We start from the raw sequence: 25,257 nt of genomic DNA on the forward strand, positions 1-25,257 counted from the left end.
GCCCTTGACCCCATTCACTCTTCGTAGCGGTGCCAGACGTTGGACGGGGTGCCGTCCGGCTCGAAGAAGTTGTCGACGCCGGTCTCGGTCGGCTGTCCGAAGTCGGTGACGTCGCCTGGATCGGTTTCCGCGGCGAGGGCTTTGGACACGTCCGCGAGCGCGGCAGCCAAGCGGGGCTGGTTCGTGGCGAAGACTGCGGGCTGCGGCTGCCCACGAAGGTCGTATTCCATCCAAGCATCGGAATGCGTCACCAGACTCGTCGTGACGTAGTCCTCGAAGGCTGCGGTGCTGAGCCAGAACAGGTCTGGCTGCACGATCACCGAGGGCTTCACGCCGATCTCACCTGCGCAATCGATCGTCGACCGCACCAGTCCGGCTTCACCGGTGGTCCGCGATTCGCGAGCCAGCCGCGCCAGACGATCAGTAGCCGCGCCGGCCGTCTCCCCTTCGATCCCCGCGAACTCAGTGTCCAGCAGTAGGTTCTGGGGGTTTCCCGCCTCGGGAATCTGCATACGAATCACCGGAACCCCGATCGCCAGCCGGTGCATAGCCAACGCCTCGTAGGCGAACAGGACATCACGAAGACACAGTTCGATCGTGTCGGTCTGCTCGTGGCCACGTCCCCAAACCCAATTGGCAACCGGCGTACTGGCGATCATTGCGCTCCCTCAGGCATGAAGACCCCATCCGGTGGGATGAAGCAGATCCCATCCGGCATCCGAAGAATCACCTGGACACCGGTTTTGGAGTAGTTGCGAAACAAGCGGCTGAGGTGTGGCCTCAGTTCAGCCGCCGAGACGACGGTATCGATCACGAACGTCCGATAGTCCGCGTTGGACTTTTCGATCTGATACAGGTAGTCGAACACCTTGCCTACCACATTCTTTGGGTTGGGTGACGACGTGTCCTTCAACTGCCAACCATGGACGCGGCCTGCTCGGTCCCGCGCCATTACATCCAGATCAGTATTCTCCCCCGCGACAACGCCCGGCTTGACCTCGTGCCCTGCTTCGACATCGAATTCGATATCGGAGAATCCACTGTCCTGCAGGTGCCGTGCGAGCCGAATCGCTTCAAGAGCCCCGGGCGTCTTACTCGGCTGCGTGAAATCCGACACGACCTTCCAAAACCTCGGAGCGTCCCGGAGGGTGCCCGAAGCAATAGCTTCGGCGATCTCCCTACCTGCGGGATGCTGCGCAAGCCGTTCCAGGATCGTCTCAACGTCACCATGCTTGGTGTGGGTGCCCTTGATCGCTTCTCGGACTTGATGTTCCAATTCACCGCCGCGTTCGAGCGACTGCGGTTCGTGGTCGAGACGTGCCCATTTCGTAGGATCCGCGGTGGGATGGTGAGGTTCAACGGCAGCCTCGGGAAGGTCTGGGGCTACTGCTCGAAGATCCTCTGGTCCGGCCATTGGCCGGTCTGGGTGTGGTGGCGGGTTGCCCAGGACATGATTCTCGTGGAGATCCAGTCGGTTGGCTGGAACGCCTGGGTGGTCTTGTCGATGGTGAGCTGGTGTTCGGTTGTGGGGGTGGGCGGGTTGGTCAGGGAGTCGATCCGGATTTGGTATTGGATCGTGTCGGGGGTTTCCTGGGAGCGGGTCGCGGTGATTCGCTCCCGGTGCGGGAAGATCTGGCTGCCGTTCAGCGGCTGGCCGGTCTCCTTGCTGCGCGTGTAATCCTGAGCGATCGTCCGTAGCGACCAACTGGGGTATTTGAACACCGTCCCGGTCGCCGAATCGATCACCAGACCCGTCAGACCCAAGCCCTTGCCTGCTGCCGTCTCCTCCGGTGTGAGCATCGCCCGGCAGACCCATCCGTACGGGAACTCGATCATCGACCACTCGTGACGATCGGGGAAGATCTGCGCCAGGTACTGTTGCGCCTGTTCCGACGTGCGGATCTCCGGCATGAACTACTCCTTCGGGTGACGGAACGGACATGAAGAACATCCCCGCCGACTCGCCGACGAGATTCTTTGGAGGATGGTCGAACATGGTGCTGGCCTGCGGATCCCACCACACCGGTTCCTTTGCGCCGGGCGGGAATACGATGACGGTGGCATGACTGCCGGCGATCTTCGGCCTTCCGTCCGACTCGTAGAGGAATTGCCCGTCCTTCGTCTGCGCATGCCACTCGTTCACGACCAGCGCCGATGAGCCCGGGCCGAGTTCCTTGATGTGATGGTGCAGGTTTGCGAACTGTTCTGGAATGGACGAGTCGGACCCGGTGAACGACTGCCACTGCCCGCCAAGGAAATCAGCGGCGCGTTGGAGGCCGTTCAGCTCACCCGATTCGTCGTCGATTTCACCACCCAGCTTTTCGTCAGGCCAACGCGGCATGGCGACTTGCGGGTCCCCGTGGAACGAGGACAACGCCGCCAAAGCATTGTCGAGACAGTCGTTGCCACGCCCGGGCTTGGTTGGACCACCGTCATTGATCAGGTTCCCGTAGTCGTTGTTTCGCGGGTCCGCTCCCACGAGGAAGCGGTTGCCGTCGCGCAGCGCGTCCTGGACCGCATGCTGGAAAGCCGGGTCCTCCAGATGATTCAGATGTTGGTAGCGATATTGACGTGTGTTCTCCAACCCCCGGAACCGGGCCGGGGTGTTCGCGGCGGCGATGTCGTCGCTGAGGTGGCGGAGTTCTGTCGGGGTCAGGGGGGCCGTGTGTTGGGTGGGGTCCAGGCCGAGGTGGGATCGGAGTTCTTGGGCGGCTGCGGTGAATGGCGCGTCGGGGTGCCAGGGGTTGTCGGGGTGGTTGGTGATGTGGATGTTGAGGTTGGCGGTGGTGGGGTCGGGGGTGTGGGTGAGGTCTACGACGAGGGTGTCGCCGGAGAGGAGTTTTTGGGCTCGGTTGAAGGTGAGGTCGGTTGCGAGGTGGGCTTTTTCCCAGACTTGCAGGAGTTGGTGGGGGGTTACGGTGCCGTCGTGGGTGATGGTGGCCTTGATGCGGACCACAGCGGCGTGGTCGTTGGGGGTGAGGGGGTGGCGGGTGAAGTCGAAGAGGGGTGGGGTGGAGACGGAAGCGTCTCGGTGGACGGGGGCGGTGCGGCCGTTTTCCGGGGGTTGGGTGCGGGACCACTCGCGCCAGTTGCGGGATCGGGCAGCCAGGTCGATTGATTCGCGAGGAAGCGTCGAGATGATCGCGTCGAGGGGGTGGGATGGGCGCGGATTATGGTGTGGGGCCTCAGGTTCCGGGGCCGGGTGCGGTTGCTTCGGCGCGGCGTTGTGGGGCGTTCCTGGTTCCGGTGCCGGCTCGGAGAGTGAATGGGGTGGGCGTGGTTCGGGGGCGACGGTCTGGGGGTGCGGGTTCGGCTCGTTGGGTGGAGCCGCGTGGGTGGGATGAGGGGGTTGGGGATCAGCCAGGTGTGGGGTGATCTGCTGGGGCAGAACGGGTTCGGGGGTTGGGGGTGCCGGGACATGGCCGGGAGCGGCAAGTGGCGACCCACCGTGCGGGTGGGCTGCTCCGTGGGCGCCGCGGTCTCCTGTGTGATCGTGCGGGATTCCGTTTCGCACGGGGTTCGCCGGGGTGTCTGTGGTTCCGTGGCCGGTTCGGTTCGGTCCGGGGCGTTCGGTGCCGGTTCCCGGGCGTCCGTCTCCTCGATGATCTTGCGGTACTCGGGGACGTTCCCGGACGGCTTCAGCCGCAGGGCGCGCTTCATCGGGACGGCGCGGCGCGTCTCCTACAGGGTGATTGACCTCGTGACCCTTTCCCCCATAGCCACGCTCGTTCGATACGCGGTCCGCAGGGGGTGGGAGCTGGGAGCGATCGGGGGCGGAAGGCGTTGTGAGATGGGATGTTCCGGAGTCGGGAGGGGTGCGGGTGTCGGCGAGGGTATGGGTGTCGACGGTTGAATGCGGTTGGGGTGCAGGTGCTGCGGGCGGCGGTGCGGTGGTGGCGGCGGCTGCCAGGGTTGCGGGGTCCGTGGCGTGGCCGCCCGAGGTCGGGAGGGTCGCTTCGGCGGACGGGTGGAATTCGCCGGCCGGTGCGACGTCGGCGGGGTGGGCACCGGTGTGGGGCTTGGCGAGGAAGCCGCCGCCCGCGCCGTCGGTGACGTGAGTGACGTCGATGGGTTGGCCCGTGGCGGCGGACAGGGTGGTAGCGGCGGCGGCGTTGCCGGCGAGGTTGGCGGGGACTTGGGAGAGCCCCTGGCCGGTCATGCTTACGGCGGCGTTGGTGGCACCGGCTGCCTTGTCGCCGAAGACGGTTCCGATTTTGTCGGCCACGGGAGCCGTGATGCCGCCGAGTTTGTCGCCGACCACGGGGGCGAAGTGTTCGGCGATCGGGCCGGCGACGCCGCCGGCCAGGGCGCCGGCGCCCGCCGAGGTGCCGACCTGGCCCCAATCGATCTGCTCGCGGTGGCCCATGGCGACCTGGACGCCTTGGGCGGAGAGGTCGACGGTGCTGCCGAAACCCGCGCCGATGGCTGCGTTCTTCGCGACCGTGAGGGTCAGGTTCGAGGCGGCGTCGGCGCCGAGTTTGGCGGCGACCTCCAGGCCGACGCGTTCGGCGAGGAAGGTTGCGCCCTTGACGGCGAGGCGGTCGATCAGCTTCAGAATCGTCTGGCGGATCACCAGTTTCACCGCGGCCAGAGCCACGGCGTCGACGAGTTCGCCGACGCCGGGGACGAACGCCATGACGGCCATCGCGGCCAGTGACGCGTAGATCGTCAGCTTCGCGAATTCGATATCGGTGGCGCCGTGTTCGAGTTGTTGGGAGAAGCTGTCGCAGATGGTGATCAGCTTCGCCAGCTCGCTGGCGTCGCCGCCGCCGATCTCCTGCCAGTAGGTGGTCATGGCGTCGTGGATGCGGCCGTCGATGGCGGCGAGGGCCTCGTTCATCGTGGCTTCGGCGGGCTGTTGCAGCGCTTGCAGCGCACCGGACATGGTGGACCAGTGGTCGGCGAGGCGGCGCATGGCGTCCTCGTCGCCTTCGGGCCAGTGCCCGGCGAGGAAGTCCAGCAGGAAACCCGGGACCGGGGGCCGCGTCAACGTCATGAAGCCACCCCCGTCAGACCTCGTTCTGCTTCGCGATCAGTGGATCGGCATTGGCCTTGTCCTGAGTGCGCAGACCGGTCGCGACGGTGCTGACACGATCGCCGGTGCCCTTCAGCAGGGTCATGAGCTGGTTCAGGCGCGAAAGCGCCTGGCCCACACCGCCGTCCGCGTCGGTCTGCGGATACTCGGCCTCGAACGACTTGCCGGGCGCATCGCCGCCCCAGCAGTGCCCCTCCGCGCCGATGCCGCTCTTCAGGGTTTCGAGCGCCGCGTTGACTTCCTCGCCGAGCTGCTCGAATCGCGGTGCGACGGCATGCAATCGCTCGGGGTCCGACCACAGCTTCGTCATCGATCACCCTTCCCGGCCGGGCCGTCCACCGGCGGCAAGGTCGTGGGCGCGAATTGTTCCCGCAGCTCCTTCAGATTCGGTGCGCCGGGAACGATGTCGCTCAGATCCGCCATACCGTCGACGATCGCCCGCACGGGCTGCGTGACTTGCGCACGGGCCTGCGCCGCTGCTTCCACTCCCCCGCGAATCGTCGTATTCAGCTCGGCCGTCAGCTGTTTCGGCGTGCACCGCCGGAAGGCGTCGTCGGCGATGCTGATCTCGGTCACCATGCCCGACGCGTTGACGGTGATGCGCGCGAGCCCGCTCGGAGTGGTGGCGTGCACCTTCAAGGCGGCCAGCTTGGCGTGGATCTCACCGATCTCCGCCAGCTCTCGATCGAATTCGGCCTGCACCGACGCCAGGGCCGACTTCAACGAGTCGTTGGCCGAACGGATCTCATCGCGTTCCCACTGCTCCACGCTGTTCACCACCCATCTCGATCTCGATCTTCACGCCGTCCGCGCGGACCGCGGTGACCGGCGGAGTCGCTACGGCCGCGGGGCTTTCACCACGCGTGGCAGGTCCGGAGTTGTCCGCTTCCGGCACGGCCCGATCCGGCACGGCCTTGGCACTCGCGCCGGGGTCGTCGGTCCAGAGCGGCCGCGGCGGGGCGATGCTGCCGCGAGGCGGCTCGTTCTCGGCGGCCCTGGCCGCAGTGCCCGCCGCACCCATGCCCATGGGTAGGCCGGACGAAGGCTGTTGGTAGACAGCGTTGTCCGGGGTGCCCGCGTGGTGGGTGTCGGCCGATACTGAGTGCGAGACCGCGCTCTGAGGATCGGTGTCGTCGCCGGACTTGGTCGATGCCGCGGTGGTGGCGGGATCGGATTCCGCTGTCAGCACCGGCTTCCCGTCCTTGACGGTGAGGGTGTAGCGCTGCGTCTTGCCGTCGGGAGTGGTGAGCGACGCGGTCAACGCCTCGTCACCCGAGCGAGTCAGCACGAGCCGACCACCCGGCAGGTCGACACTGAACAGCTGCCTGGAGGCCCGGGACGCCGGACCGGAAGCCCCTGGAGCGGAGGGAGTTTCGGCCGCCGTGCCCGGAGTCGTCCCGGCCGGGGCGGTCTTGGTGAGACCTTCCAAAGTCGAGGCGATCTGCGAGAATCCCTGCTGAAGGAACTGCCCCGCCCCGCTCGCAACGGAATTCAGCGTCGACAGCGCATCCGACCCCGAACTCGGCACAGGAACCGCGGGCGTCACCGGCACAGTCGAAGCCGGAACGGTGGCTTCCGGAACCACCCCGGCCGGGCTCGTCGACACCGGCATCGACACCGCGCCGCCCGACCCTCCACCGCCCGACCCCACACCCCCGGAAGGCACCCAACCGCCCTGCGCCCCACCATCTTTCGGCATCGGCGGCGCATCGATCTGCCCGACCTTGGTGAGCGCCTCGGTAGCCACCCCCAGATACCCCTTGACGGCGGCGTGGGTGTCCTCGCACAGCGTGGAGTACGCGCGGAAATACCCTTCCGCACTCTCCTTGAAATGCCCGGTCCAGACCTTGCACAAGGCCTGCGCCGCATCGTCGAACTTGGTCTTGCCCGCCTCCGCCGACCCGGGCCCGCCGGAATTCACGTCGGCCGCCGGAATGTAGTGCGGCAGGCGCGCGCGCCCGAACACACCGCTCTCGGCGAGCACTTGAATCCGCGCCCGCGCGTCGTCCCCGATCCCAGCGCGCTTGGCGTACTGGATGATCAGCGTGACATCGTCGTTGGCGGCGGCCGCGTCATCCTTGTTGCTGCTGTTGATATCGCCGCCCCCGCCCATGTCGACGCCATTGATGCGTCGCACCTTGTCCAGCTTGGCGAACGCATCGGCCTTGCGCTGCACACAGCTCTTGATCTCGTCCACGACGCTGGACAGCACCCCCGGCACCACCTGCACGGTGTCGTAGGTGTCGTCGGACCATCCGCTGAGACCGGTCAGCTTGGCGCGCGCGGTTTCCCCGGTGGGCCCCTGCCAATGCTCGCCGAGCTGCCCGGTCGCCTGCTGATGATCACCGCGCGCCCGATCGATGCGGGGCAGCACCTCCTGAATTCGCTGCCCGGCCCCGAACAGATTGTTCATCCGCATGCCGCGCTGCTGGTAGTAGAGCTTGCGCAAACCGCCGGGTTCCAGCGCGGGCATCACCGCCGAGCCACCCGCCAGCAGGTACCGCGCACGCACCAGCTCGAACCAGTCGAGTCCGCCCGCCGCGTCGGTCAGGATGTCGTCGACGTCCTTGCGCGGGTCGTAGGCCCCGCTGTCGGACCGGACGGCCGTATCGACGGCCACATCGCCGGCCGAGTGCTCGCCGTACCCGGCCCACACCGCCGTCGCCCCATCGCCGCTGCCGTGCACGGTGACCCAGGCCGCGTCATTGCCGGACCCCAGTCCGATCGGTGCGTTGTCCGCCACGCCGGTCACTTTCCGTCGATGGTCAGTCCGCCGGCATCGTCGAAGCCGACGGCGGCGATCTCGCCCGCGAACCGCTGATCCGAGGACTGCACGGTGTCGGCGCTGTAGCGCAGCGCGTTCTCGAACGCCGAGCACGCCGCCGCCCACTTGTGCACGACAGCGGCCAGATGCCCGAACCCGGTGGCGAGCGCCTGCCCCTCCGCGGCGTATTCGAACCCCAGGTCACCGGCGGTGTAGGTGTCCCCCGCCGCGAGCATGTTGCCCCAGGATCCGGCCACCGCGGTCAGCTCCGATGCCGCCGACCGGAACGAATCCGCCTGCTGCCGAACGCCTTCCGCATTCATGCTGAGCCAGTCGGTCATCCCCGCCACCTCGCCTCGTCGGCCTCGCTCCAATCGGTGGGCAGCACGACGGCGTCCCGCCGCCGGGCGACCTGCGCGTCCTGCCGCAACAGCCGCTCGCGCTCCTCCCGCGCCACCCGCGCGGCCCGCGTCTCGGCCCGCTCCCCGAGCGCGGTCATGGCCGCCCGCGCCGCCGCGTCGATCTCACCTATCCGCTGACCGAACCGTCCGACGGCAGCCAGATTCGCGGCCCGGACGGCGTCGATACGGGCATTCCAGTCCACAGCCCCTCCCACCGGCTCTCCGTGTTTGCACGATCATTGCAGACGATCGACTCCCACGCGGGCCGTGGTGCGACTTCGCACCCTCGGATCAGCGAGAACTTCCCCCGCTCAGATACATGCCGACCGGTTGCTCGAATCCGAAAGCCGTCCCGCGCGATCGACATCACACAGTTGATCAACCGACCAATGATCGGAACGTGATCGATCTATGACCCCTGTCACAAAAGGCAACATATATCCAGGGGATTTCCCGGGAAACTGGGGAAAATTCGATCCGACAGTCGGAACGACCCGTCTGACGTGGCACAATAACCCTCATGACTGGACTTGGAGTACGACTCGTGGCGCGTCGCCATGTCGACTTCAAGCGTGTCTGCAGCGCGAGCTGTCTGCCGGGAAGCCTCCGGTAGATCGGCTCCCATTTCCCGGAATCCAGCATCGTTCTGACGCTGTACAGAGCCGGTTCTCTGATCGGAGGCGTGAGCCAGCCCCTCCCGCCTGCCCGCAAGACCTTCAGGAGCGACCCCCATGACGTCGAGCACCGACGCCACTTCCGATAACGCTCACTCCGCCCGGCCCGAGAAGCCCGCGTCGGAGCGCCGGGTGCGTCCGGACCGTCCGCGCTCGGAGGCGCCCGTGGCCCCGCGTGAGCGCACCGCGCGTCCGGTCAAGCGCAAGTCGGAGGGCCAGTGGGCGCTCGGCTACCGCGAGCCGCTCAATGCCAACGAGCAGTCCAAGAAGGACGACAACCCGCTCAACGTGCGCGCGCGCATCGAGAACATCTACTCGAAGCAGGGTTTCGACTCCATCGACAAGAGCGATCTGCGCGGCCGCATGCGCTGGTGGGGTCTCTACACCCAGCGCGAGCAGGGCTACGACGGCACCTGGACCGGGGACGAGAACATCGACATCCTCGAGGCCCGCTACTTCATGATGCGGGTGCGCTGCGATGCCGGGGCGCTGAACCTGAAGCAGTTGCGCACCCTCGCCGAGATCTCCACCGAGTTCGGCCGCGACACCGCCGATCTGTCGGACCGCGAGAACGTCCAGTACCACTGGATCGAGATCGAGAACGTGCCGGAGATTTGGCGGCGACTCGAGTCGGTCGGCCTGCAGACCACCGAGGCGTGCGGCGACTGCCCGCGCGTGGTGCTGGGCTCCCCGCTCGCGGGCGAATCCCTCACCGAGATCATCGATCCCACCTGGGCCATCGACGAGATCGTGAAGCGCTACATCGGCAAGAAGGAGTACTCCAACCTGCCGCGCAAGTTCAAGACCGCCATCTCCGGCCAGCAGGATGTGGTGCACGAGATCAACGACGTCGCCTTCGTCGGCGTCGTGCACCCCGAACACGGTCCGGGCCTTGACCTTTGGGTCGGCGGCGGCCTGTCCACGAACCCGATGCTGGCGCAGCGCGTCGGCGTGTGGGTGCCGCTGGCCGAGGTGCCCGACGTGTGGGAGGCGGTCGTGTCGCTGTTCCGCGATTACGGCTACCGCCGCCTGCGCACCAAGGCGCGCCTGAAGTTCCTCGTCAAGGACTGGGGCATCGAGAAGTTCCGCGAGGTGCTCGAGACCGAGTACCTGAAGCGCAAGCTGATCGACGGCCCGGCCCCCGAGCAGCCGAAGCGGCCCATCGACCACATCGGCGTGCAGAAGCTGCGCAACGGGCTCAACGCGATCGGCTTCTCCCCCATCGCCGGTCGCGTGTCGGGCACCATCCTGGCCAAGGCCGCCGAGGCCATCGAGCGGGCCGGTTCCGACCGGGTGCGTTTCACCCCGTATCAGAAGCTCATCGTCCTGGACGTCCCCGACGACAAGGTCGAGCAGCTGATCGAGGAGCTGGAACCGCTGGGCCTGCACGGGCGCCCGTCGCACTGGCGGCGAAACCTGCTGGCGTGCAGCGGTATCGAGTTCTGCAAGCTGTCGTTCACCGAGACCCGCAAGCGCTCGCAGGCGCTGGCCCCGGAGCTGGAGCAGCGGCTGGCCGATATCAATGCCGAGCTCGACGTGCCGATCACCATCAATATCAACGGCTGCCCGAACTCCTGCGGCCGTTCGCAGATCGCCGACATCGGCTTCAAGGGCCAGCTCGTCGACGACGGTGACGGGAATCAGATCGAGGGCTTCCAGGTTCACCTCGGAGGCAGCCTCGGCTTCGACGCGGCGTTCGGCCGGAAGCTGCGGCAGCACAAGGTCACCGGCCAGGAAGTCGGCGACTACATCGAGCGGGTGGTCCGCAACTTCGTCAAGAACCGGGACGAGGGTGAGCGTTTCGCGCAGTGGGCCGTGCGTGCCGATGAAGCGGATCTGCGGTAGTTAGGGGCTGGAACAATGGAAAAAGCAGCAATGACCACAACGAAACTGCCGGAAGCCGAGCTGCGCGCCCTCGTCGAGAAGGGCAATGCCGAGCTGGGCCCGAACGCCACCGCGCAGGAACTGCTGCAGTGGACCGAGGACACCTTCGGCGCCAATTACATTGTCGCGTCCAATATGCAGGACGCCGTGCTGGTGCAGCTGGCCGCGCAGGTCCGCCCCGGCGTGGACGTGCTGTTCCTCGACACCGGCTACCACTTCGCCGAGACCATCGGCACCCGGGACGCGGTCGAGATGGTCTACGGCGTGAACATCGTGAACGTCCAGCCAGAACACACTGTGGCCGAACAGGATCAGCTGCTCGGCAAGGACCTGTTCGCGCGTGACGCCGCCGAGTGCTGCCGGTTGCGCAAGGTCGTTCCCCTGAAGAAGTCCCTGGCGGGTTACAACGCCTGGGTGACCGGCATTCGCCGGGTGGAGGCTCCCACGCGGGCCAACGCGCCCCTCATCTCCTACGACGAGGGCTTCGGCCTGGTGAAGATCAATCCGATCGCCGCCTGGTCCGATGACGAGATGGCCGCCTACATCGAGGCCAATGGCATTCTCGTCAATCCCCTTGTGGAAGAGGGCTATCCCTCGATCGGTTGCGCTCCGTGCACGCGGAAGCCGGAACCGGGATCCGATCCGCGATCCGGCCGCTGGGCCGGGCTCGCCAAGACCGAATGCGGGTTGCACGCGTCATGACCTCTCTCGAGACCGAATTCGATACCCTGGCCGCGCTCGAATCCGAGTCCATCCACATCTTCCGTGAGGTGGCCGGCGAGTTCGAGCGGCCGGTGATCCTGTTCTCCGGCGGCAAGGACTCCACCGTTCTGCTGCACCTGGCGATCAAGGCGTTCTGGCCGGCGCCGCTGCCGTTCGCGCTGCTGCACGTGGACACCGGGCACAACCTGCCCGAGGTGCTCGAGTTCCGCGACAAGGTGGTCGAGAAGTACGGGCTGCGTTTGCATGTCGCGTCGGTGGAGGACTACCTGGCCGACGGCCGGCTGACCGAGCGCCCCGACGGCATCCGCAACCCGCTGCAGACCGTGCCGCTGCTGGACGCCATCAACGACAACCGTTTCGACGCGGTCTTCGGCGGCGGCCGCCGCGACGAGGAGCGCTCCCGCGCCAAGGAGCGGATCTTCTCGCTGCGCGACGCCTTCGGACGCTGGGATCCCAAGCGGCAGAGGCCGGAGCTGTGGAACCTCTACAACGGCCGCCACGCGCCCGGCGAGCACGTGCGCGTGTTCCCCATCTCCAACTGGACCGAACTCGACATCTGGCGCTACATCGCGCGCGAGAACGTCGAGCTGGCCAGCATCTACTACGCCCACGAGCGCCCGGTCTACCTGCGCGACGGCATGTGGATGACCCCCGGCAGCTGGGGTGGCCCGGCCGAGGGTGAGGAGCTGCTGGTCAAGTCGGTGCGCTACCGCACCGTCGGCGACGGATCCACCACCGGCGCAATCATTTCCGACGCCGCCGACAACGACGCGATCCTCGCCGAGGTCGCCGCGTCCCGGCTCACCGAACGTGGCGCGACCCGCGGCGACGACCGGGTATCGGAAGCGGCGATGGAAGACCGTAAACGAGAAGGGTACTTCTGATGAGGGCACCGAACGTGGCGCACAGCGTCCAATCCTGGGCGAGCGACGACCGCGTGTCCGAGGCAGCCATGGAAGACCGCAAGCGAGAGGGTTACTTCTGATGTCCGACCTATTGAGACTGGCCACCGCCGGATCGGTCGACGACGGCAAGTCCACCCTGGTCGGACGGCTGCTCTACGACACGAAATCCGTACTGGCAGACCAGATCGACGCCGTCACGCGCGCGTCGGTCGACAAGGGTCTGTCCACCCCGGACCTGTCGCTGCTCGTCGACGGCCTGCGCGCCGAGCGTGAGCAGGGCATCACCATCGACGTGGCCTACCGCTACTTCGCCACGCCCACACGGTCTTTCGTGCTCGCCGACACCCCGGGCCACGTGCAGTACACCCGCAATACGGTGTCCGGCGCGTCGACCGCGCAGCTGGTGATCCTGCTGGTGGATGCCCGCAAGGGCGTCATCGAGCAGACCCGCCGCCACGCCGCGGTGATGGCGCTGCTGGGCGTGCCGAAGCTGGTGCTGGCCGTGAACAAGATCGACCTGGTCGATGATCCGGCCGGTGTCTTCGAGCGGATCACCTCCGAATTCGCGGAGCTGACAACGAAACTCGGCTGGTCGGCCGAGGACGTGCAGGAGATCCCGGTCTCCGCGCTGCACGGTGACAATGTCGCCTCGCGCTCGGAGAACACCCCGTACTACAGCGGCCCCTCGCTCATCGAGCACCTGGAATCGGTGCCGGTGGACGCGGACGCGCACGGCCGCCACCAGGTGGGCTTGCGGTTCCCGGTGCAGTACGTGATCCGGCCGCGCACCGCCGAATACCCCGACTACCGCGGGTACGCGGGACAGGTCGCGGCGGGCGTGGTGTCCAAGGGCGACGAGGTCGTGGTGCTGCCGTCCGGCACCCGCACCACCGTCGAGCGCATCGACACCCCCAACGGTGAACTCGCCTCCGCGCAGCCGGGCCGCAGCGTCACGCTGATCCTGGCCGACGATGTCGACGTCTCCCGTGGCGACGTGATCGCGGCCGCCACCGGCGCGCCCGAGCCGATCGACTCCTTCGACGCCACCGTCTGCTGGCTCGGCGACAAGCCGCTGCGCCCGGGCACGCGCCTGCTGCTCAAGCACGGCACCCGCACCACGCAGGCCATCGTCGGTGCGCTCATCGAGCGCTTCGACGAGCAGCACCTGTCGGCGGACCCGAACCCGGAATCGCTGTCGCTCAACGACATCGGCCGCATCTCGGTCCGCGTGGCCGACCCGATCGTGGCCGACGACTACAGCGTCAACCGGCACACCGGCTCGTTCCTGCTGATCGACCCGGCCGGCGGCAATACGCTGGCCGCCGGCCTGGTCGGCGACGCGCTGACCGCGGTCGAGGTCGGCACCGAGACCGAGTTCGCCACCGAAGCCGGGGTCTGAGATGAATCCGCCCGGCAACGGCGCGGTCGCCGCCGTCCTGCCGGGCGGCGCATACCGCCAGCCCGCCCTCGCGCTCTCGACCGGCTCGGTCGGGCCCCGATCACGGCGTGATGCGCCCGCGCTCATCGCGGTGGCGCACGGCAGCCGCGACCCGCGCTCGGCCGCCACCATGCGCGCGGTGGTCGACCGCATCGCGGCACAGCGGCCCGATCTCGATGTGCGGCTCGCCTTCCTGGATCTGAGCTCACCGTCGGTGGATCAGGTTGTGGATGCGGTTGCAACGGAAGGCCATTCGCACGCCGTGGTGGTTCCGCTCCTGCTGGGCAGCGCATTCCACGCGCGCGTGGACCTTCCCGCCCTGCTCGAGGAGGCCCGAACCCGCCACCCGAACCTTCGCCTGACCCAGGCCGATGTGCTGGGCCCGGACCCCCACCTGATCATCGCCCTCCGAGATCGCATCGTAGAGACCCTCTTTGGCGAAGACCCCCTGCGTCATCCCAGCATGCTTTTGGCCGGAATCCACACTGTCGGTATGGATCCCAGCCAAAAGCATGCTGGGATGACGGGTGGTACCGCCGCTCGGATGACGAGTGGTGCCGCCGCTGGGATGATGGATGGTGCTGCCATCGGGATGCCGCGGTTGGGCATTGCCGTGGCTGCGGTGGGTTCTTCGTCACAGGCGGCGAATGCGCGTACCGGGGATGTGGCCCGGTTGCTTGCCGCGTTCACGGGCTGGGATGCCGAGATCTGCTTTGCCACCGCCGATCCCACGCTCGACAAGGCGTTCGCGCGGTTGCGGGCGCGGGGGGCCGAGCGGATTCTGGTCGCGCCGTGGTTCCTGGCTCCGGGTCTGCTCACCGACCGGCTGCGCGATGCGCTGCCGGGGGTCGCGCACGCGGAAACCCTTGGCGCGCACCCATTGCTGGCCGGGGTCGCTCTCGACCGCTACGCCACCGCCGCGTTGCCGCTGGAACTTTCGGCCTGACGCACTAACTTTCGGCCTGACGCACTTCTCGCGGGTCACGCGGTCAGGAATCGCAGCAGCAGCTCGGTGGTCCGATCCGGTGCCTCCTCGGGCAGGAAATGCCCGCACGGCACCGACTCTCCCGTGACGTTCTCCCACCAGTTTCGCCAAATCCGCAGCGGATCGGCCCCGTCGCCCGCGATGCCGCCGGTCTCGCCCCACAACACCAGGGTCGGGCATTCGATCTTGCGGTAGCCGCGGTCGGTTTCGTCGTGTTCGCGATCTCGCGAGGCGGCGGCCCGGTACTCCTCGCAGATGGCGTGCACGGCCCGCGGATCGTGGAACGGCGCCCGATAGGCGTCCCGCAGTTCGGGCGAGAACACTCCCGGTGTACTCGACCACGAGTCGAGCATATGATCCACCAGGGTGTCGGGCGCACCCGAAATCAATTGCTCGGGAACGGGTTCCGGGGCCGCCAGGAACGACCACACCCAGAACCCGCCACCCATCTCGCCCCGGAACACCTCACCGGTGGGGATGATGTCCAGCACGCCCAGCCGGGTGACGACCGCAGGATGATCGAGCGCCATCCGGTACGCGCACCGCGACCCGCGATCGTGCCCGATCACCGCGAACCGGCGATGCCCGAGTGCCGCCATCACCTTCACCTGCTCGGCCGCGATCTCCCGCATGCTGTAGGGCCCGTGATCGGCCGTACTCGGCGGCCTTCCACTGTCCCCGGACCCGCGCAGATCGGTCACGACCACGCTGAATCGCTCCGCCAGCCGCGGCGCGACCCGATGCCACATCAGATGCGTCTCCGGAATCCCGTGCAACAGCAAGACCGCGGGACCCGAACCACGCGTCCGGCCGTGCACCGTGCTGCTCTCCGTTGCCACATCGAACGTTTCGAAGCCCGTGAACATCACGACCCACCTCCGAGGGCGGAATTCCCGTACGACCGCGGATCAATCGGCGACGCGCCCGAGCTCAGCGCGATTCCACACCCGGAATGGGCAGGTACGGCAGCAGCGAGTGGGCGAGGTTGGTGATGGTGAGAGATTGCAGCCACACCCGGCCGGGGCCGGTGAGGGCGGCCAGGAAGAGGCCGTCACCACCGAAGAGGACATTGCGGACGCCGCGGACCATGGTGATGTCGAAATCCACCGAGGCGTCGAACAATCCGACGTGGCCGGGGTGCACGCGCAGGGTTTCGCCGGGCGCGAGGTTGTACTGGATGACTTCGCCGGACAGTTCCACCCACGCGTAGCCGTCGCCGGCCAGGCGCTGCAGCGTGAAGCCCGCCCCGCCGAATATGCCCGCCCCCAGCCGGCGCTGGAAACTCAGGGCGACCCGCACATCGCCCGCGGCGCAGAGGAATCCGTGCCGGTGCACGAGGAATTCGCGGTCCTTGCCGATCTGCAGGGGCAGGATCTGGCCGGGCAGTTTGGCGGCGAAGGACACCTGGCCGGTCTCGCGGTGCGCGGTGTACTCGGTCATGAACAGTCCCGCGCCGGCCATGGCACGCCGGACCGCGCCGAACACGCCGCCCGCCGCACCCCGCGTGGAGGTGCTCAAGCGGATGGAATCGGTCATCCACGACAGCTGCCCGGCCTCGGCGATGAGCCGATCGCCGGGCTCGAGCGCGACCTCGAGCACCGGCATGACGGTTCCGCGAATCCTGGCGTCCATCCGGGTTCTCCCCTCCCACACCTCACGACGGTCTCCAGTGTGCCCCCGATCGCGGCCCGCGCGGGCGTGGCGCGAGTCCGCGACGGTGTCGGCCGCCCGATACGCTGGGCGAATGATCAAGGCTGCGGTATTCGATGTGGGCGAGACGCTGATCGACGAAACGCGCATCTGGTGCCGGTGGGCCGACCGCATCGGCGTGCCGCGCTTCGCACTGCTGGGTGTGATCGGCGGCATGGCGGCCACCGGCCGCCCGCTCACCGACGCCTTCGACCTGGTGCGCCCGGGCATCGACCTGGAGGCCGAGCAGACCGCCTGGGCCGCCGCGGAACCCGACAGCCTGCGCAACAACTTCGACGGCGACGACCTGTACCCCGACGTCCGTCCGGCCCTGCGGGAACTGCGCCGCCGCGGCATCACCGTGATCATCGCGGGAAACCAGCCGCCACAGGCGAAGTCGGCGCTAGAGCGCATGACACTCCCGGTCGACGCGGTCTACACCTCCGCCGAATGGGAGCTGGAGAAACCGGATCCGAAGTTCTTCGTGCGCGTCGCCGAAGTCGCGGGCGTCGAACCGGACGAGATCTGCTACGTCGGCGACCGCGTCGACAACGACGTACTGCCGGTCCTCGCCGCCGGCATGCGCCCGGTCCTCATCCGCCGCGGCCCCTGGGGCTACCTCACCTCCCAGCTACCCGAAGCAAGCCAGGCGACCATCATCGACGGACTCGACGAATTGCCGGGTCTGCTCGCCCCCGCCTGACCCAGTTTCATGACACATCAAGCGTGAAGGCGGTTTTCCGCCAGCAAGCACTCCCCTCCGCGGCGTTGACTATGACATGTCAACGAAATTGGTTCTACCGCAAGGAATGCAGTCATGAACACTCGGTTCGACGGCAAGGTCGTCCTGATCACCGGCGCCACCTCGGGAGTCGGCGCGGCCGTGGCCCGGCGCATCGTCGCCGAGGGCGGCGCCGTGGTACTCGGAGCACGCGGTAAGCAGGCGGGTGACCGGATGGTCGAGGAGCTCCGTTCGATGGGTGGGCGGGCGCTGTTCGTGCCCACCGACGTCACCGTCGAAGCTGACGTCGCCCGCCTGACCGCGGCGGCCGTCACCGAATTCGGTCGACTGGACGCAGCTTTCAATAATGCGGGCGCGGTCAACGCCTTCGGACCCGTGCAGGATATCGACGACGCCGGTTGGCGCGCCGAACTGGAGCTCAACCTGACCGCGGTCTATCACGGCCTGCGCCAACAGGTTCCGGCGCTGGCGGCCGGTGGAGGCGGAGCCATCCTCAACAATGCCTCCAATCTCGGCGTGGTCGGCATGGCGCAGGTCGCGCCGTACGTGGCCGCCAAACACGGTGTCGTGGGGCTGACCCGAGCGGTCGCGCTGGAGGCGGCCGAACTGTCGATCAGGGTGAACGCCTTGGTGTCCGGTGCGGTCGACACGCCCGCTTTCCGCAGCTCCATGGGCGCGACCCCGGAGGGTGAGGCCGCCATCGCCGCCCAGCACCCGCTGGGCCGCATCGCCCGGCCCGAGGAGATCGCCGGGTTCTGCGCCTATCTGCTCAGCGACGAAGCGGGATTTGTGACCGGTGCGGCCCTGGCGATCGACGGCGGGTTCACCGCTCGCTGAACGGGATTCGGTCGCGTGAGCGCGACGGGCCCACCACCGCGCCCGGGCACTGGGTAAACGCGGGGGTGGGCCGGTCACTTTCGGCGACGGGGGCCGGGGGTGCAGGTCCCTGGTTCCCGTCGCCGGTCAGTGGGAGCGAGCCGGGGCGGCTCGCTCGCTATCGGGGACGAGGTGGGGCGGGGTGGTCAGGCCCGCCGGCCACCTGCGTCGCCGTGGGGAGCGGGCCGGTGGCGGGACTCCACCGCCCAGCCTCCCCCGCAACCCGAACCGACGTGTGGGACAGCACGACCGGCCGGGATCTGCCGAAAAGCTTTTGGATACAACGGGTTGCGTTGACCGGGGGCGTGCGGCGCGAATTGCCGTGCGGCCGTTGGGTACCAGCTCGAGCCGGGTGGGGTCGGCGAGGCGGAGGGACCGCCTGGAGCAGCCGACAGGACCGGCCCGGGCAATGAGTCAGCGATGGCCACCGCCACCACCTCCCCCGCCACTGTGACCGCCGCCGCCGGCAGCGCCACCGCCCATACCGCCGCCGCCCATGCCGCCGCCCGCTCCGGCACCACCACCGGCGCTCGCGCCGCCGCCTGTGCCGCCGCCCGCATGGCTGCCGCCGGCGTTGGAGCCGCCGGGCGATCCCGCACCCGCACCCGTTCCGCCACCTGCCGTGGAGGCCCCGCCGGGAGCGGAGCCACCGGGAGAGCCTGCACCAGCACCGGTTCCACCGGCACCGGCACCCGTACCGGCCCCACCAGCACCCGTACCGCCGGCACCTGCACCAGCACCTGTACCAGCGCCCGCACCGGTTCCACCTGCGCCAGCGCTGGTTCCGCCGCCGCCCGCACCGGTTCCGCCCGCGCCGGCGCCCGTTCCGCCTGCGCCCGTACCGGTTCCGCTGCCTCCGGCTCCGCCGGGGTTCGAACCGCCCGGCGCTCCCCCGGTATTCGCTCCGGCCGGATCACCGGTGGTGCCGCCACCGCTCGCCGGTGTCCCGCCACCGGCCGGCGTCCCACCGCCGGGCGTCGACGCACCGGGCGCACCGCCGGAAGACGTTCCGCCCGTATCGGTTCCACCGGTCCCGGACTGGCTCCCCCCGACCGTGCTGCCGGGCGGCGTGCCGCTGGGCTGTCCGGTCCCCTGGTCACCGCTCGCGGTGCTTCCCGGCGGCGTGCCGGCGGGCTGACCCGCCGCGGGCTGTCCGGGAGCGGGATCGCTCGACGCCGGTTGCCCGCCGGACGGCTGACCCGAGGCCGGCTGACCGGAAGCGGGCTGTCCCGTACCGGGTTTGGTGCCCCCGGGCAGCGTTCCGGAAATCGGCTGCACCGTCCCCGGGACGCTGACGGCCGGGATCTGGGTATTGGCGAACGCGCCCACCGTCCAACCGTTCAGCAGCGGACTCTGGAAGGGCAGCGGGTTGATGAACTGCGCCGGATTGCCGTACGTCCCAAGCGCATTGCCGAAACCCCCGAGCGCATCCGTGACGACCCGGCTCTCACAATGGGTGCCACCGGCCGTGGTGTCGACCGGCCGCCCGTTGACCCAGGTCGAGGTGACCGTCGGAGCGCCGACGGGCGAGTACATGCGCACCGCCGCCACGGTGGCGATGGCATGGGAGTGGCCGCCCGCCGGGGCCCCGACATCGTCGAGGACGATGACGTCGCCGCCACCCAGGGCGCTGGTGCCGCCCGACGGGTCGGTGGGTTCGGGCGCGGCCTGCAGGCCGGGCGGCCCGGCGACCGGCCCGCCGAGCACGGTGGCCGCGGACATGGCCAGCGCGGAAGCCACGGCGGCCCCGGAGATCACGGCGGCGCGCGGCGCGTACCGGCCGATCGCCGACCCGGTGTCCACGCTGCGGAAGGCGGCGATGGCCGCGCCGACCGCCACCGTGTGCGCGGGATCCGGCGACATGATGACCGGCCGCCCGAGATCCGACAGCACCCGCGCCACCTCCGCGGGCCGCGCCGCGCCGCCGATCAGCAGGACCCGGTCGATCTCCTCCATGTGCAGTCCGGCACGGTGCACGACCGAGCGCACCAGTCGCAGCGAATTGCGAATGTGCCAGCTGCGCAGGCGATTCGTATCGGAGGCGGGCACCACGGCCGAGACCGGCTGGGTGGCGTCGGGCGCGATGCTGCGCGCGTATCGGGCGAGCAGGGTGCCGAGCGGCCGTCCGCCGAATTCGTGGGAGCGTTCGGCCCGGCCCAGGATGCCGCGCTCGTCGCGGTCCGGTTCGGTGCGCACCACGGCCAGGTCGAGGCTGTTGCCGCCGAGGTCGTAGACCAGGGTGAGCCCGGATTCGGAGATGCCGTACTCGTCGTCGAGCCATTCCACCGCGGCGACGGGCTCGGGCATGAGGGTGACGTCCGCCGCGCCGGACCAGTCCAGCGCCCGCCGCACCCGCGTGACGTGTTTGTCCGAATAGCAAGCGGGATAGGTGGTTACGGCCGGCGCCTCGGGGGCGTTCGTCTCGATGAGCCCGTTCACCACGGCCGCCACCAGATCCGCCGGGGACCAGATCCGGCCGCCGATGACCACGGGGTCCGGCTCTGCCGTGAGATCGGCGAAATCACTGACCACCGGGGCGAACCGGGGGATCCCCCCGATGTGCGGGCCGCCGGCGCTGTCGAAGGTGACAGCAGTCCGACGAACGCGCACCGCGGGCCGGTTCCGATCACCGGCCGTGGTCGCCCATACGGAGTTCACTGTGCCGATGCTCATGCCAAAGCCAACTGTCATCGCTATCCCGTCAACGCACCGAGACCACGGCCTCCACGGGCGTACCAACCATGTGGTCGCGGTCGTTTTCCAAACAGCTGGTTCAGGTTAACTGGCGATAGCGGGACGTGAATATAGAATCGGGGGAAAAGATTTCGCGTCCAGTAGCGAAGATGGCGAATCCACTGGTCAGGCAATTGCGAGAGCAAGATCGAATCCAACTGCGGGATAAAAGCAACCGAACAGTCTTTCTCGGTGGCTACAGCGCAGCGAATCTTTGATTCAAACCAACCGGTAGGCAAGGAGTGTCCGGAAAACAAAACCGCAATGTCAGTACGGGAGTGCGAATCACCGATCACTGGTCGGTAGCTGCCCGGGAATCCCCCACGCGGGCCGCTTCACCGTCCGTGATTCGCGACGAAATCTTCTCTACTACTACCCATGTCGCCGCGAGCAAACACGGCATTACAACTCGCACAACGACATCGGTACGTTGCGGACGAAACGGGTGCATATCCGACGTACCGGACATCGCAAAAGGCCGCCGCCCGCGAGTAGTTCGCGAACGACGGCCTTTCGGACCTGAAGTCCGGTCCAGCGTCACCGTGGCGGGAATGTCACCGCCGCACCAGCAGCGGCAGCCGCCGCCGGGGCCGGTTCACCGCGCCGCCGCGAATCGCATGCGGCTGCCGTGCACCGACCAGTCGGTCGAAATCGCCTGCGCTGCGGGGCGGCCGAGCCAACCGGCCGGCATTGAAATCGTCCACCAGCTGGCGCACCGTCTGCTGCGCACACGACTTGTTGGTCCCGATGAACCCGGTCGGACCGCGCTTGATCCACCCGGTCACATACGCGCCCGGCACCACCGCGCCGCCGGACTCCTCGGTCACCCGGCCGTCGGTGTTCGGAATGATCCCGGTCCGCTCGTCGAACGGCAGCCCGGGCAGCGCCACGCCGCGATACCCGACCGAGGCCAGCACCAGCCCGGCGTCGAGGGTCTCGGTCTCCTCGGTCGCGACCGCGTGCACCCGGCCGTCGTCACCGGTGACGAGCTCGTTGCGCACCACCTCGACCCCGGTCACCCGGTCCACCCCGGCGATGGCGGTGGGCGCGGACAGGTACCGGAACACGATCCGCTTGCGCCCGCTCACCGGGCGATCGGCCAAGCCGCGCAACAACTTCAGCTTGTGCTCGACCTTCTGCGACATGCCGTCGACGATCTCGGGAATCTCGCCCTCGACCACGATGTCGACATCCGCACCCAGCAGACCCACGAATTCCGGCACGGTGAAGGCGGATTCGGCCGGACCGCGCCGCCCGAGGATCACGACCTCTTCGATATTGCTGCGCCGCAAGGCCGTCAGCGCCCGCTGCGACACCTCGGTACCGTTCAGCAGCTCGGGATCGGCGGTCAGGATGCGCGCCACGTCGAGGGCCACATTGCCGTTGCCCACGATCACCGCGCGCCGCTGCGACAGATCGAAATGCCGGTTCGCCTGCGCCGGATGGCCGTTGTACCAGGCCACGAAGTCGGTGGCGGAGACGCTGCCCGGCAGCCCCTCCCCCGGTACCCCGATCTTGCGATCGGCGGACGCGCCCACGGCATAGATCACCGCGTGATGGTGCGCCAGCAGCTCCTCGTGCGAAACATGCTCGCCCACATTCACATTCAGGTACGAGCCGAATCCCGGCTGCGCCGAGATCACATCGAACAGCTCGCCCACCTTGCGGGTCTTGGTGTGATCGGGGGCGACGCCGAAGCGGGCCAGGCCGTACGGCGTGGACACCCGATCGAACACGGTCACCGAAACGTCGGGCTGCGTGAGCAATTCGTCGGCCGCGTACATGGCCGAGGGCCCGGACCCGATGATGGCCACCCGCAACGGTTCCCGGCCGGGCTTGACCGCCGCGGCCGGAATCGGCTTGGCCAGCAGCGGCCGCGGCCGTTCCTGCCGATAGAAGTCGGCATTGATCTCGACGAACGGAAGCTGTTCGGAGGTCAGCTTTTTCGACGAGGTGATGGCGTCGACGGGGCACGCCGTGGCGCAGGCGCCGCAGTCCACGCACGCCTGCGGATCGACGTAGAGCATCTCCGCGGTCAGGAAGTCCGGCTCATCGGGCGTCGGATGGATGCAGTTGACCGGGCAGGCGTAGACGCACGAGGCGTCGCTGCAACAGGATTGGGTGACAACGTACGGCACTGGACGCGCCCCTTTCCTAAGCGACCTTGCCGGAGCGGATCGGCTCCGAGCGGTAACGCGACGCCTGTCCGGCGATGCCGAACAGCTTCCACACCTGCTTGGCGATCGGGTTCATCAGACCGATCTCCTGGGCCAGCGCGCGCACGTCGATGAAGTAGTCGCTGAAGACCTGCTTGGCGTCCTTGGAGCCGTAGAACAGCTCCTTGCGCACCGACTCCGGAATGTCGAACTCGCGGAAGAACTTCTTCGGCGGGGTCGCGATGGAGCGGCCCAGGATGAACATGACGATCGGCATCGCGATGGAGAGCACGAAGCGATTGGCCGGATTGCCCTCGGGCACATGCTGCTTGAGGAACTCGTGCGCGAAGGAGATGTGGCGCGCCTCCTCGGCGACGTGAATGCTCATGACGCCGCGCATGATCGGGTGCACTTCCTCGCCCGAGCGCAGGATCTGCTTCTGGATGTGGTCGATCGGCTCCTCGCCGGCGAGCACGGCCATGAAGAACAGATTGGGGAACATGATCGCGATCGGCACGCCGAGGAAACGCAGCTGCCGCACCAGCGGGCCCATGCCCGGGACATCCGCGCCGATGCGGTTGACCATCTCCTGGAACATCAGCGTGTGGTTGAGTTCTTCGGACATCTCGTGCGTGCAGTACCGGAATTCCGGGTCCCCGTTGGGCAGTGAGAAGGTGTGGTTGACCATGCCGCTGATGAGGATGGATTCGAACTGCAGACCCACCTTGGCGACATTGGCCTGCCGGTAGCGGCCGATGGCGATCTTCTGCTCGTCACTGAGCGCCTGGTACCACGGGTGGCGGCCCAGCGGATCGGCGGAAGCGGGCAGAATCCAGCGCTCGGGCTTGGCGTCGGCATCGAAGTCGGGGTTTTCCCAGTCGATGTCCTCGTAGGGATCGAAGTGCTTGTTCACCGATCCTTCCGAGAGCAGGAGCAGCTTGTTCGCGTACTCCTGAGCCTCGGCCACCACGGGATCATCGATGGGTGTCGTGGTCGGAGACATCGTCGTCACCTCTCCAGATAGGGAGCTTTTATCTGTTCCCCATGGTTACACCAAACTGGAGGGCAGTCAACACCACGTTCGCAGAATGCTTGCATTAGTTAGCACGGGTTCGCACGCCATGGCTCGCGAACCCGTCAGTAGCAGGGCAATTGATCAGGTCAGAGCGCCGCCACCCGGGTGACGCGCCGGAACAGACCGGTGAGCGAATGATGGCGATGGCCGCCCGAATCCTGCTCCCGCAGCGACTGCCGGGCCGCCAGGGCCGCGCCGTCGGCGATCGTGCGCTCCGGATCGGCGGCGACCACCACCGGACGCGCCAGCTCCTTGGCCAAGACCTGCGCCACCTCGGGCGGGCGGGCCGCACCGCCGACCACCAGGATCCGATCCACGTCCGCCATGGTCACATCCGCGATGCGCAGGCATTTGTAGACCAGCGCCAGCGACCGGCGAATGTGCTCGCCGCGCAACTCCCCGGAATCCGCGTCCGACAACCCGCGCGGCACCACCTGCGCGCCCGCGGTGCGCCGCAGCTTGCGAGCCACCATGTCACCGAAGGCCCGGCCGCCGTATTCGACCGAATGCAACGGCAACCCGACCACCGGATTGCTCGGCGCGCCCATGCCCACCCGCAGCAGCGTGACGTCCAGCCCGGACCCGCCCAGGTCGTAGACCAGCGCCAAACCCGGTGTGAGCGGCCCACGTTCGGCCGCCAGCCAGGTGGCGGCGGCGATCGGCTCGGCCAGCAGGGCGGCGCGTGCGAGCCCGACGCTGTCGAGGGCCGCGCGCAGATCGCCGACCAGCTCGGCGGAGTATCCGGCCGGATGCGTCACCGCGATACCGGCCTCCCCACTGTCCAGCGGGCCGGCCGGCGGCTCGCCCAAGACCTCCGCGACCACGCTGTGCGCCACGGTCGCCACCAGATCGGCGGCCGACAGCGCGCGGTGCCCGACCCGCGCGACCGGGGCGCCGCGCTGAGTGAGATCGGCGAATTCGGTGATCACGCGCCCGTGGCGGGGAATGCGGCCGACGCGCGCGGTACCGGAGCTGTCGAAGGTGAGGGTGGTGCGCCACGTCGTGGGCGGCGCGGCCTGGGCCCCGCGACGGCCGGGGGGATGCTTTCCGGATCGATCGGCCGCTGTCGAGCAGACCGTGTTCACCGTGCCGATAGACAAACCCACACCGAACGCCATCATCCACCTCTATCGACGAGCCGATCCCTCGAGCCGAGCGTTCCTCGCCGGCCCTTCCC

Annotated in this window: 21 protein-coding genes; 8 read left to right on the plus strand and 13 right to left on the minus strand. The window is 68.1% G+C overall.

The annotated features are described in order from the left end of the window. Positions 1 to 14: 14 nt before the first annotated feature. Genes D7D52_RS23755 through D7D52_RS23785 form a run of 7 tightly spaced genes read right to left on the minus strand, consistent with a single transcriptional unit; the run spans position 15 to position 8,415 of the window. Positions 15 to 659, minus strand: a complete 645-nt coding sequence (locus D7D52_RS23755) for a hypothetical protein (protein ID WP_120739765.1) — start codon at positions 657 to 659, stop codon at positions 15 to 17. Next, positions 656 to 4,996, minus strand: coding sequence for a toxin glutamine deamidase domain-containing protein (locus tag D7D52_RS23760; protein ID WP_120739767.1), 4,341 nt, complete (start codon positions 4,994 to 4,996; stop codon positions 656 to 658). The genes D7D52_RS23755 and D7D52_RS23760 overlap by 4 nt, the downstream gene beginning before the upstream one ends. Before the next feature lie 13 nt (positions 4,997 to 5,009). After that, the gene (locus tag D7D52_RS23765; protein ID WP_120739769.1) at positions 5,010 to 5,345 is read right to left on the minus strand and encodes a WXG100 family type VII secretion target; all 336 of its coding nucleotides are present in this window, start codon (positions 5,343 to 5,345) and stop codon (positions 5,010 to 5,012) included. Beyond that, complete coding sequence (locus D7D52_RS23770; RefSeq protein ID WP_162958501.1) at positions 5,342 to 5,803, minus strand: YbaB/EbfC family nucleoid-associated protein; 462 nt, start codon at positions 5,801 to 5,803, stop codon at positions 5,342 to 5,344. Before D7D52_RS23770 ends, D7D52_RS23765 begins: the two co-directional genes overlap by 4 nt. Beyond that, positions 5,781 to 7,778: a hypothetical protein gene (locus tag D7D52_RS23775; RefSeq protein WP_162958502.1), complete on the minus strand. Its 1,998-nt coding sequence runs from the start codon at positions 7,776 to 7,778 to the stop codon at positions 5,781 to 5,783. Before D7D52_RS23775 ends, D7D52_RS23770 begins: the two co-directional genes overlap by 23 nt. Before the next feature lie 5 nt (positions 7,779 to 7,783). Further along, entirely contained in the window at positions 7,784 to 8,140 is a 357-nt protein-coding gene (locus D7D52_RS23780) for a hypothetical protein (RefSeq protein ID WP_120739775.1), read from the minus strand. Next, positions 8,137 to 8,415 carry a hypothetical protein gene (locus D7D52_RS23785; RefSeq protein ID WP_120739777.1) on the minus strand — a complete coding sequence of 93 codons (279 nt, stop codon included), beginning with the start codon at positions 8,413 to 8,415 and terminating at the stop codon, positions 8,137 to 8,139. The genes D7D52_RS23780 and D7D52_RS23785 overlap by 4 nt, the downstream gene beginning before the upstream one ends. Before the next feature lie 305 nt (positions 8,416 to 8,720). Between D7D52_RS23785 and D7D52_RS40395 the strand changes: the two genes are divergently transcribed. From D7D52_RS40395 to D7D52_RS23810, 6 genes are all read left to right on the plus strand, one after another. Next, a complete protein-coding gene (locus D7D52_RS40395) occupies positions 8,721 to 8,813 on the plus strand; it encodes an Ms4527A family Cys-rich leader peptide (protein ID WP_354835468.1) in 93 nt (30 codons plus the stop codon). 118 nt (positions 8,814 to 8,931) lie between these two features. Continuing rightward, positions 8,932 to 10,719 (plus strand): nitrite/sulfite reductase, encoded by a 1,788-nt coding sequence (locus D7D52_RS23790; protein ID WP_246023250.1) that lies wholly within the window; start codon positions 8,932 to 8,934, stop codon positions 10,717 to 10,719. Positions 10,720 to 10,749: 30 nt separating this feature from the next. Further along, positions 10,750 to 11,460, plus strand: a complete 711-nt coding sequence (locus tag D7D52_RS23795) for a phosphoadenylyl-sulfate reductase (protein ID WP_120739779.1) — start codon at positions 10,750 to 10,752, stop codon at positions 11,458 to 11,460. Then, complete coding sequence (cysD, locus tag D7D52_RS23800; protein ID WP_120739781.1) at positions 11,439 to 12,365, plus strand: sulfate adenylyltransferase subunit CysD; 927 nt, start codon at positions 11,439 to 11,441, stop codon at positions 12,363 to 12,365. Before D7D52_RS23795 ends, cysD begins: the two co-directional genes overlap by 22 nt. A 100-nt stretch (positions 12,366 to 12,465) precedes the next feature. Next, on the plus strand, positions 12,466 to 13,785 hold the full coding sequence (locus tag D7D52_RS23805; protein WP_120739783.1) for a sulfate adenylyltransferase subunit 1: 1,320 nt from the start codon (positions 12,466 to 12,468) through the stop codon (positions 13,783 to 13,785). Positions 13,786 to 13,954: 169 nt separating this feature from the next. Next, a complete protein-coding gene (locus D7D52_RS23810; protein WP_246024050.1) occupies positions 13,955 to 14,770 on the plus strand; it encodes a sirohydrochlorin chelatase in 816 nt (271 codons plus the stop codon). 35 nt (positions 14,771 to 14,805) lie between these two features. Here D7D52_RS23810 and D7D52_RS23815 read toward each other — a convergent pair whose 3' ends face one another. Both D7D52_RS23815 and D7D52_RS23820 read right to left on the minus strand, forming a co-directional pair. Further along, complete coding sequence (locus D7D52_RS23815; RefSeq protein ID WP_187703033.1) at positions 14,806 to 15,675, minus strand: alpha/beta fold hydrolase; 870 nt, start codon at positions 15,673 to 15,675, stop codon at positions 14,806 to 14,808. A gap of 64 nt (positions 15,676 to 15,739) precedes the next feature. Beyond that, positions 15,740 to 16,441: a TIGR00266 family protein gene (locus D7D52_RS23820; RefSeq protein WP_120739789.1), complete on the minus strand. Its 702-nt coding sequence runs from the start codon at positions 16,439 to 16,441 to the stop codon at positions 15,740 to 15,742. A gap of 112 nt (positions 16,442 to 16,553) precedes the next feature. Between D7D52_RS23820 and D7D52_RS23825 the strand changes: the two genes are divergently transcribed. Both D7D52_RS23825 and D7D52_RS23830 read left to right on the plus strand, forming a co-directional pair. Then, positions 16,554 to 17,201 (plus strand): HAD family hydrolase, encoded by a 648-nt coding sequence (locus tag D7D52_RS23825; protein ID WP_120739790.1) that lies wholly within the window; start codon positions 16,554 to 16,556, stop codon positions 17,199 to 17,201. Positions 17,202 to 17,315: 114 nt separating this feature from the next. Further along, positions 17,316 to 18,077 carry an SDR family NAD(P)-dependent oxidoreductase gene (locus D7D52_RS23830; protein WP_120739792.1) on the plus strand — a complete coding sequence of 254 codons (762 nt, stop codon included), beginning with the start codon at positions 17,316 to 17,318 and terminating at the stop codon, positions 18,075 to 18,077. Between the two features lie 453 nt (positions 18,078 to 18,530). Here D7D52_RS23830 and D7D52_RS37970 read toward each other — a convergent pair whose 3' ends face one another. The 4 genes from D7D52_RS37970 to D7D52_RS23850 all read right to left on the minus strand — a co-directional run bounded on the left by D7D52_RS37970 (position 18,531) and on the right by D7D52_RS23850 (position 25,186). After that, positions 18,531 to 20,789, minus strand: a complete 2,259-nt coding sequence (locus tag D7D52_RS37970; RefSeq protein ID WP_162958504.1) for an Hsp70 family protein — start codon at positions 20,787 to 20,789, stop codon at positions 18,531 to 18,533. A gap of 614 nt (positions 20,790 to 21,403) precedes the next feature. Continuing rightward, the gene (locus tag D7D52_RS23840; RefSeq protein WP_120739794.1) at positions 21,404 to 22,987 is read right to left on the minus strand and encodes an FAD-dependent oxidoreductase; all 1,584 of its coding nucleotides are present in this window, start codon (positions 22,985 to 22,987) and stop codon (positions 21,404 to 21,406) included. A 16-nt stretch (positions 22,988 to 23,003) separates the two neighbouring features. After that, entirely contained in the window at positions 23,004 to 24,008 is a 1,005-nt protein-coding gene (locus D7D52_RS23845; protein WP_120739796.1) for an AurF N-oxygenase family protein, read from the minus strand. A gap of 158 nt (positions 24,009 to 24,166) precedes the next feature. After that, positions 24,167 to 25,186, minus strand: coding sequence for an Hsp70 family protein (locus tag D7D52_RS23850; protein ID WP_246023251.1), 1,020 nt, complete (start codon positions 25,184 to 25,186; stop codon positions 24,167 to 24,169). Positions 25,187 to 25,257 lie beyond the last annotated feature (71 nt).

This window comes from Nocardia yunnanensis, assembly GCF_003626895.1.
Lineage (GTDB): Bacteria > Actinomycetota > Actinomycetes > Mycobacteriales > Mycobacteriaceae > Nocardia > Nocardia yunnanensis.

Bases quoted from the DNA above. Each gene is read 5' to 3' on its own strand.
- D7D52_RS23755 (WP_120739765.1), bottom strand. From the start codon at position 659: ATGATCGCCAGTACGCCGGTTGCCAATTGGGTTTGGGGACGTGGCCAC.
- D7D52_RS23760 (WP_120739767.1), bottom strand. From the start codon at position 4,996: ATGACGTTGACGCGGCCCCCGGTCCCGGGTTTCCTGCTGGACTTCCTC.
- D7D52_RS23765 (WP_120739769.1), bottom strand. From the start codon at position 5,345: ATGACGAAGCTGTGGTCGGACCCCGAGCGATTGCATGCCGTCGCACCG.
- D7D52_RS23780 (WP_120739775.1), bottom strand. From the start codon at position 8,140: ATGACCGACTGGCTCAGCATGAATGCGGAAGGCGTTCGGCAGCAGGCG.
- D7D52_RS40395 (WP_354835468.1), top strand. From the start codon at position 8,721: ATGACTGGACTTGGAGTACGACTCGTGGCGCGTCGCCATGTCGACTTC.
- D7D52_RS23790 (WP_246023250.1), top strand. From the start codon at position 8,932: ATGACGTCGAGCACCGACGCCACTTCCGATAACGCTCACTCCGCCCGG.
- D7D52_RS23795 (WP_120739779.1), top strand. From the start codon at position 10,750: ATGACCACAACGAAACTGCCGGAAGCCGAGCTGCGCGCCCTCGTCGAG.
- cysD (WP_120739781.1), top strand. From the start codon at position 11,439: ATGCGGGTTGCACGCGTCATGACCTCTCTCGAGACCGAATTCGATACC.
- D7D52_RS23805 (WP_120739783.1), top strand. From the start codon at position 12,466: ATGTCCGACCTATTGAGACTGGCCACCGCCGGATCGGTCGACGACGGC.
- D7D52_RS23810 (WP_246024050.1), top strand. From the start codon at position 13,955: ATGCGCGCGGTGGTCGACCGCATCGCGGCACAGCGGCCCGATCTCGAT.
- D7D52_RS23815 (WP_187703033.1), bottom strand. From the start codon at position 15,675: ATGTTCACGGGCTTCGAAACGTTCGATGTGGCAACGGAGAGCAGCACG.
- D7D52_RS23820 (WP_120739789.1), bottom strand. From the start codon at position 16,441: ATGGACGCCAGGATTCGCGGAACCGTCATGCCGGTGCTCGAGGTCGCG.
- D7D52_RS23825 (WP_120739790.1), top strand. From the start codon at position 16,554: ATGATCAAGGCTGCGGTATTCGATGTGGGCGAGACGCTGATCGACGAA.
- D7D52_RS23830 (WP_120739792.1), top strand. From the start codon at position 17,316: ATGAACACTCGGTTCGACGGCAAGGTCGTCCTGATCACCGGCGCCACC.
- D7D52_RS37970 (WP_162958504.1), bottom strand. From the start codon at position 20,789: ATGAGCATCGGCACAGTGAACTCCGTATGGGCGACCACGGCCGGTGAT.
- D7D52_RS23845 (WP_120739796.1), bottom strand. From the start codon at position 24,008: ATGTCTCCGACCACGACACCCATCGATGATCCCGTGGTGGCCGAGGCT.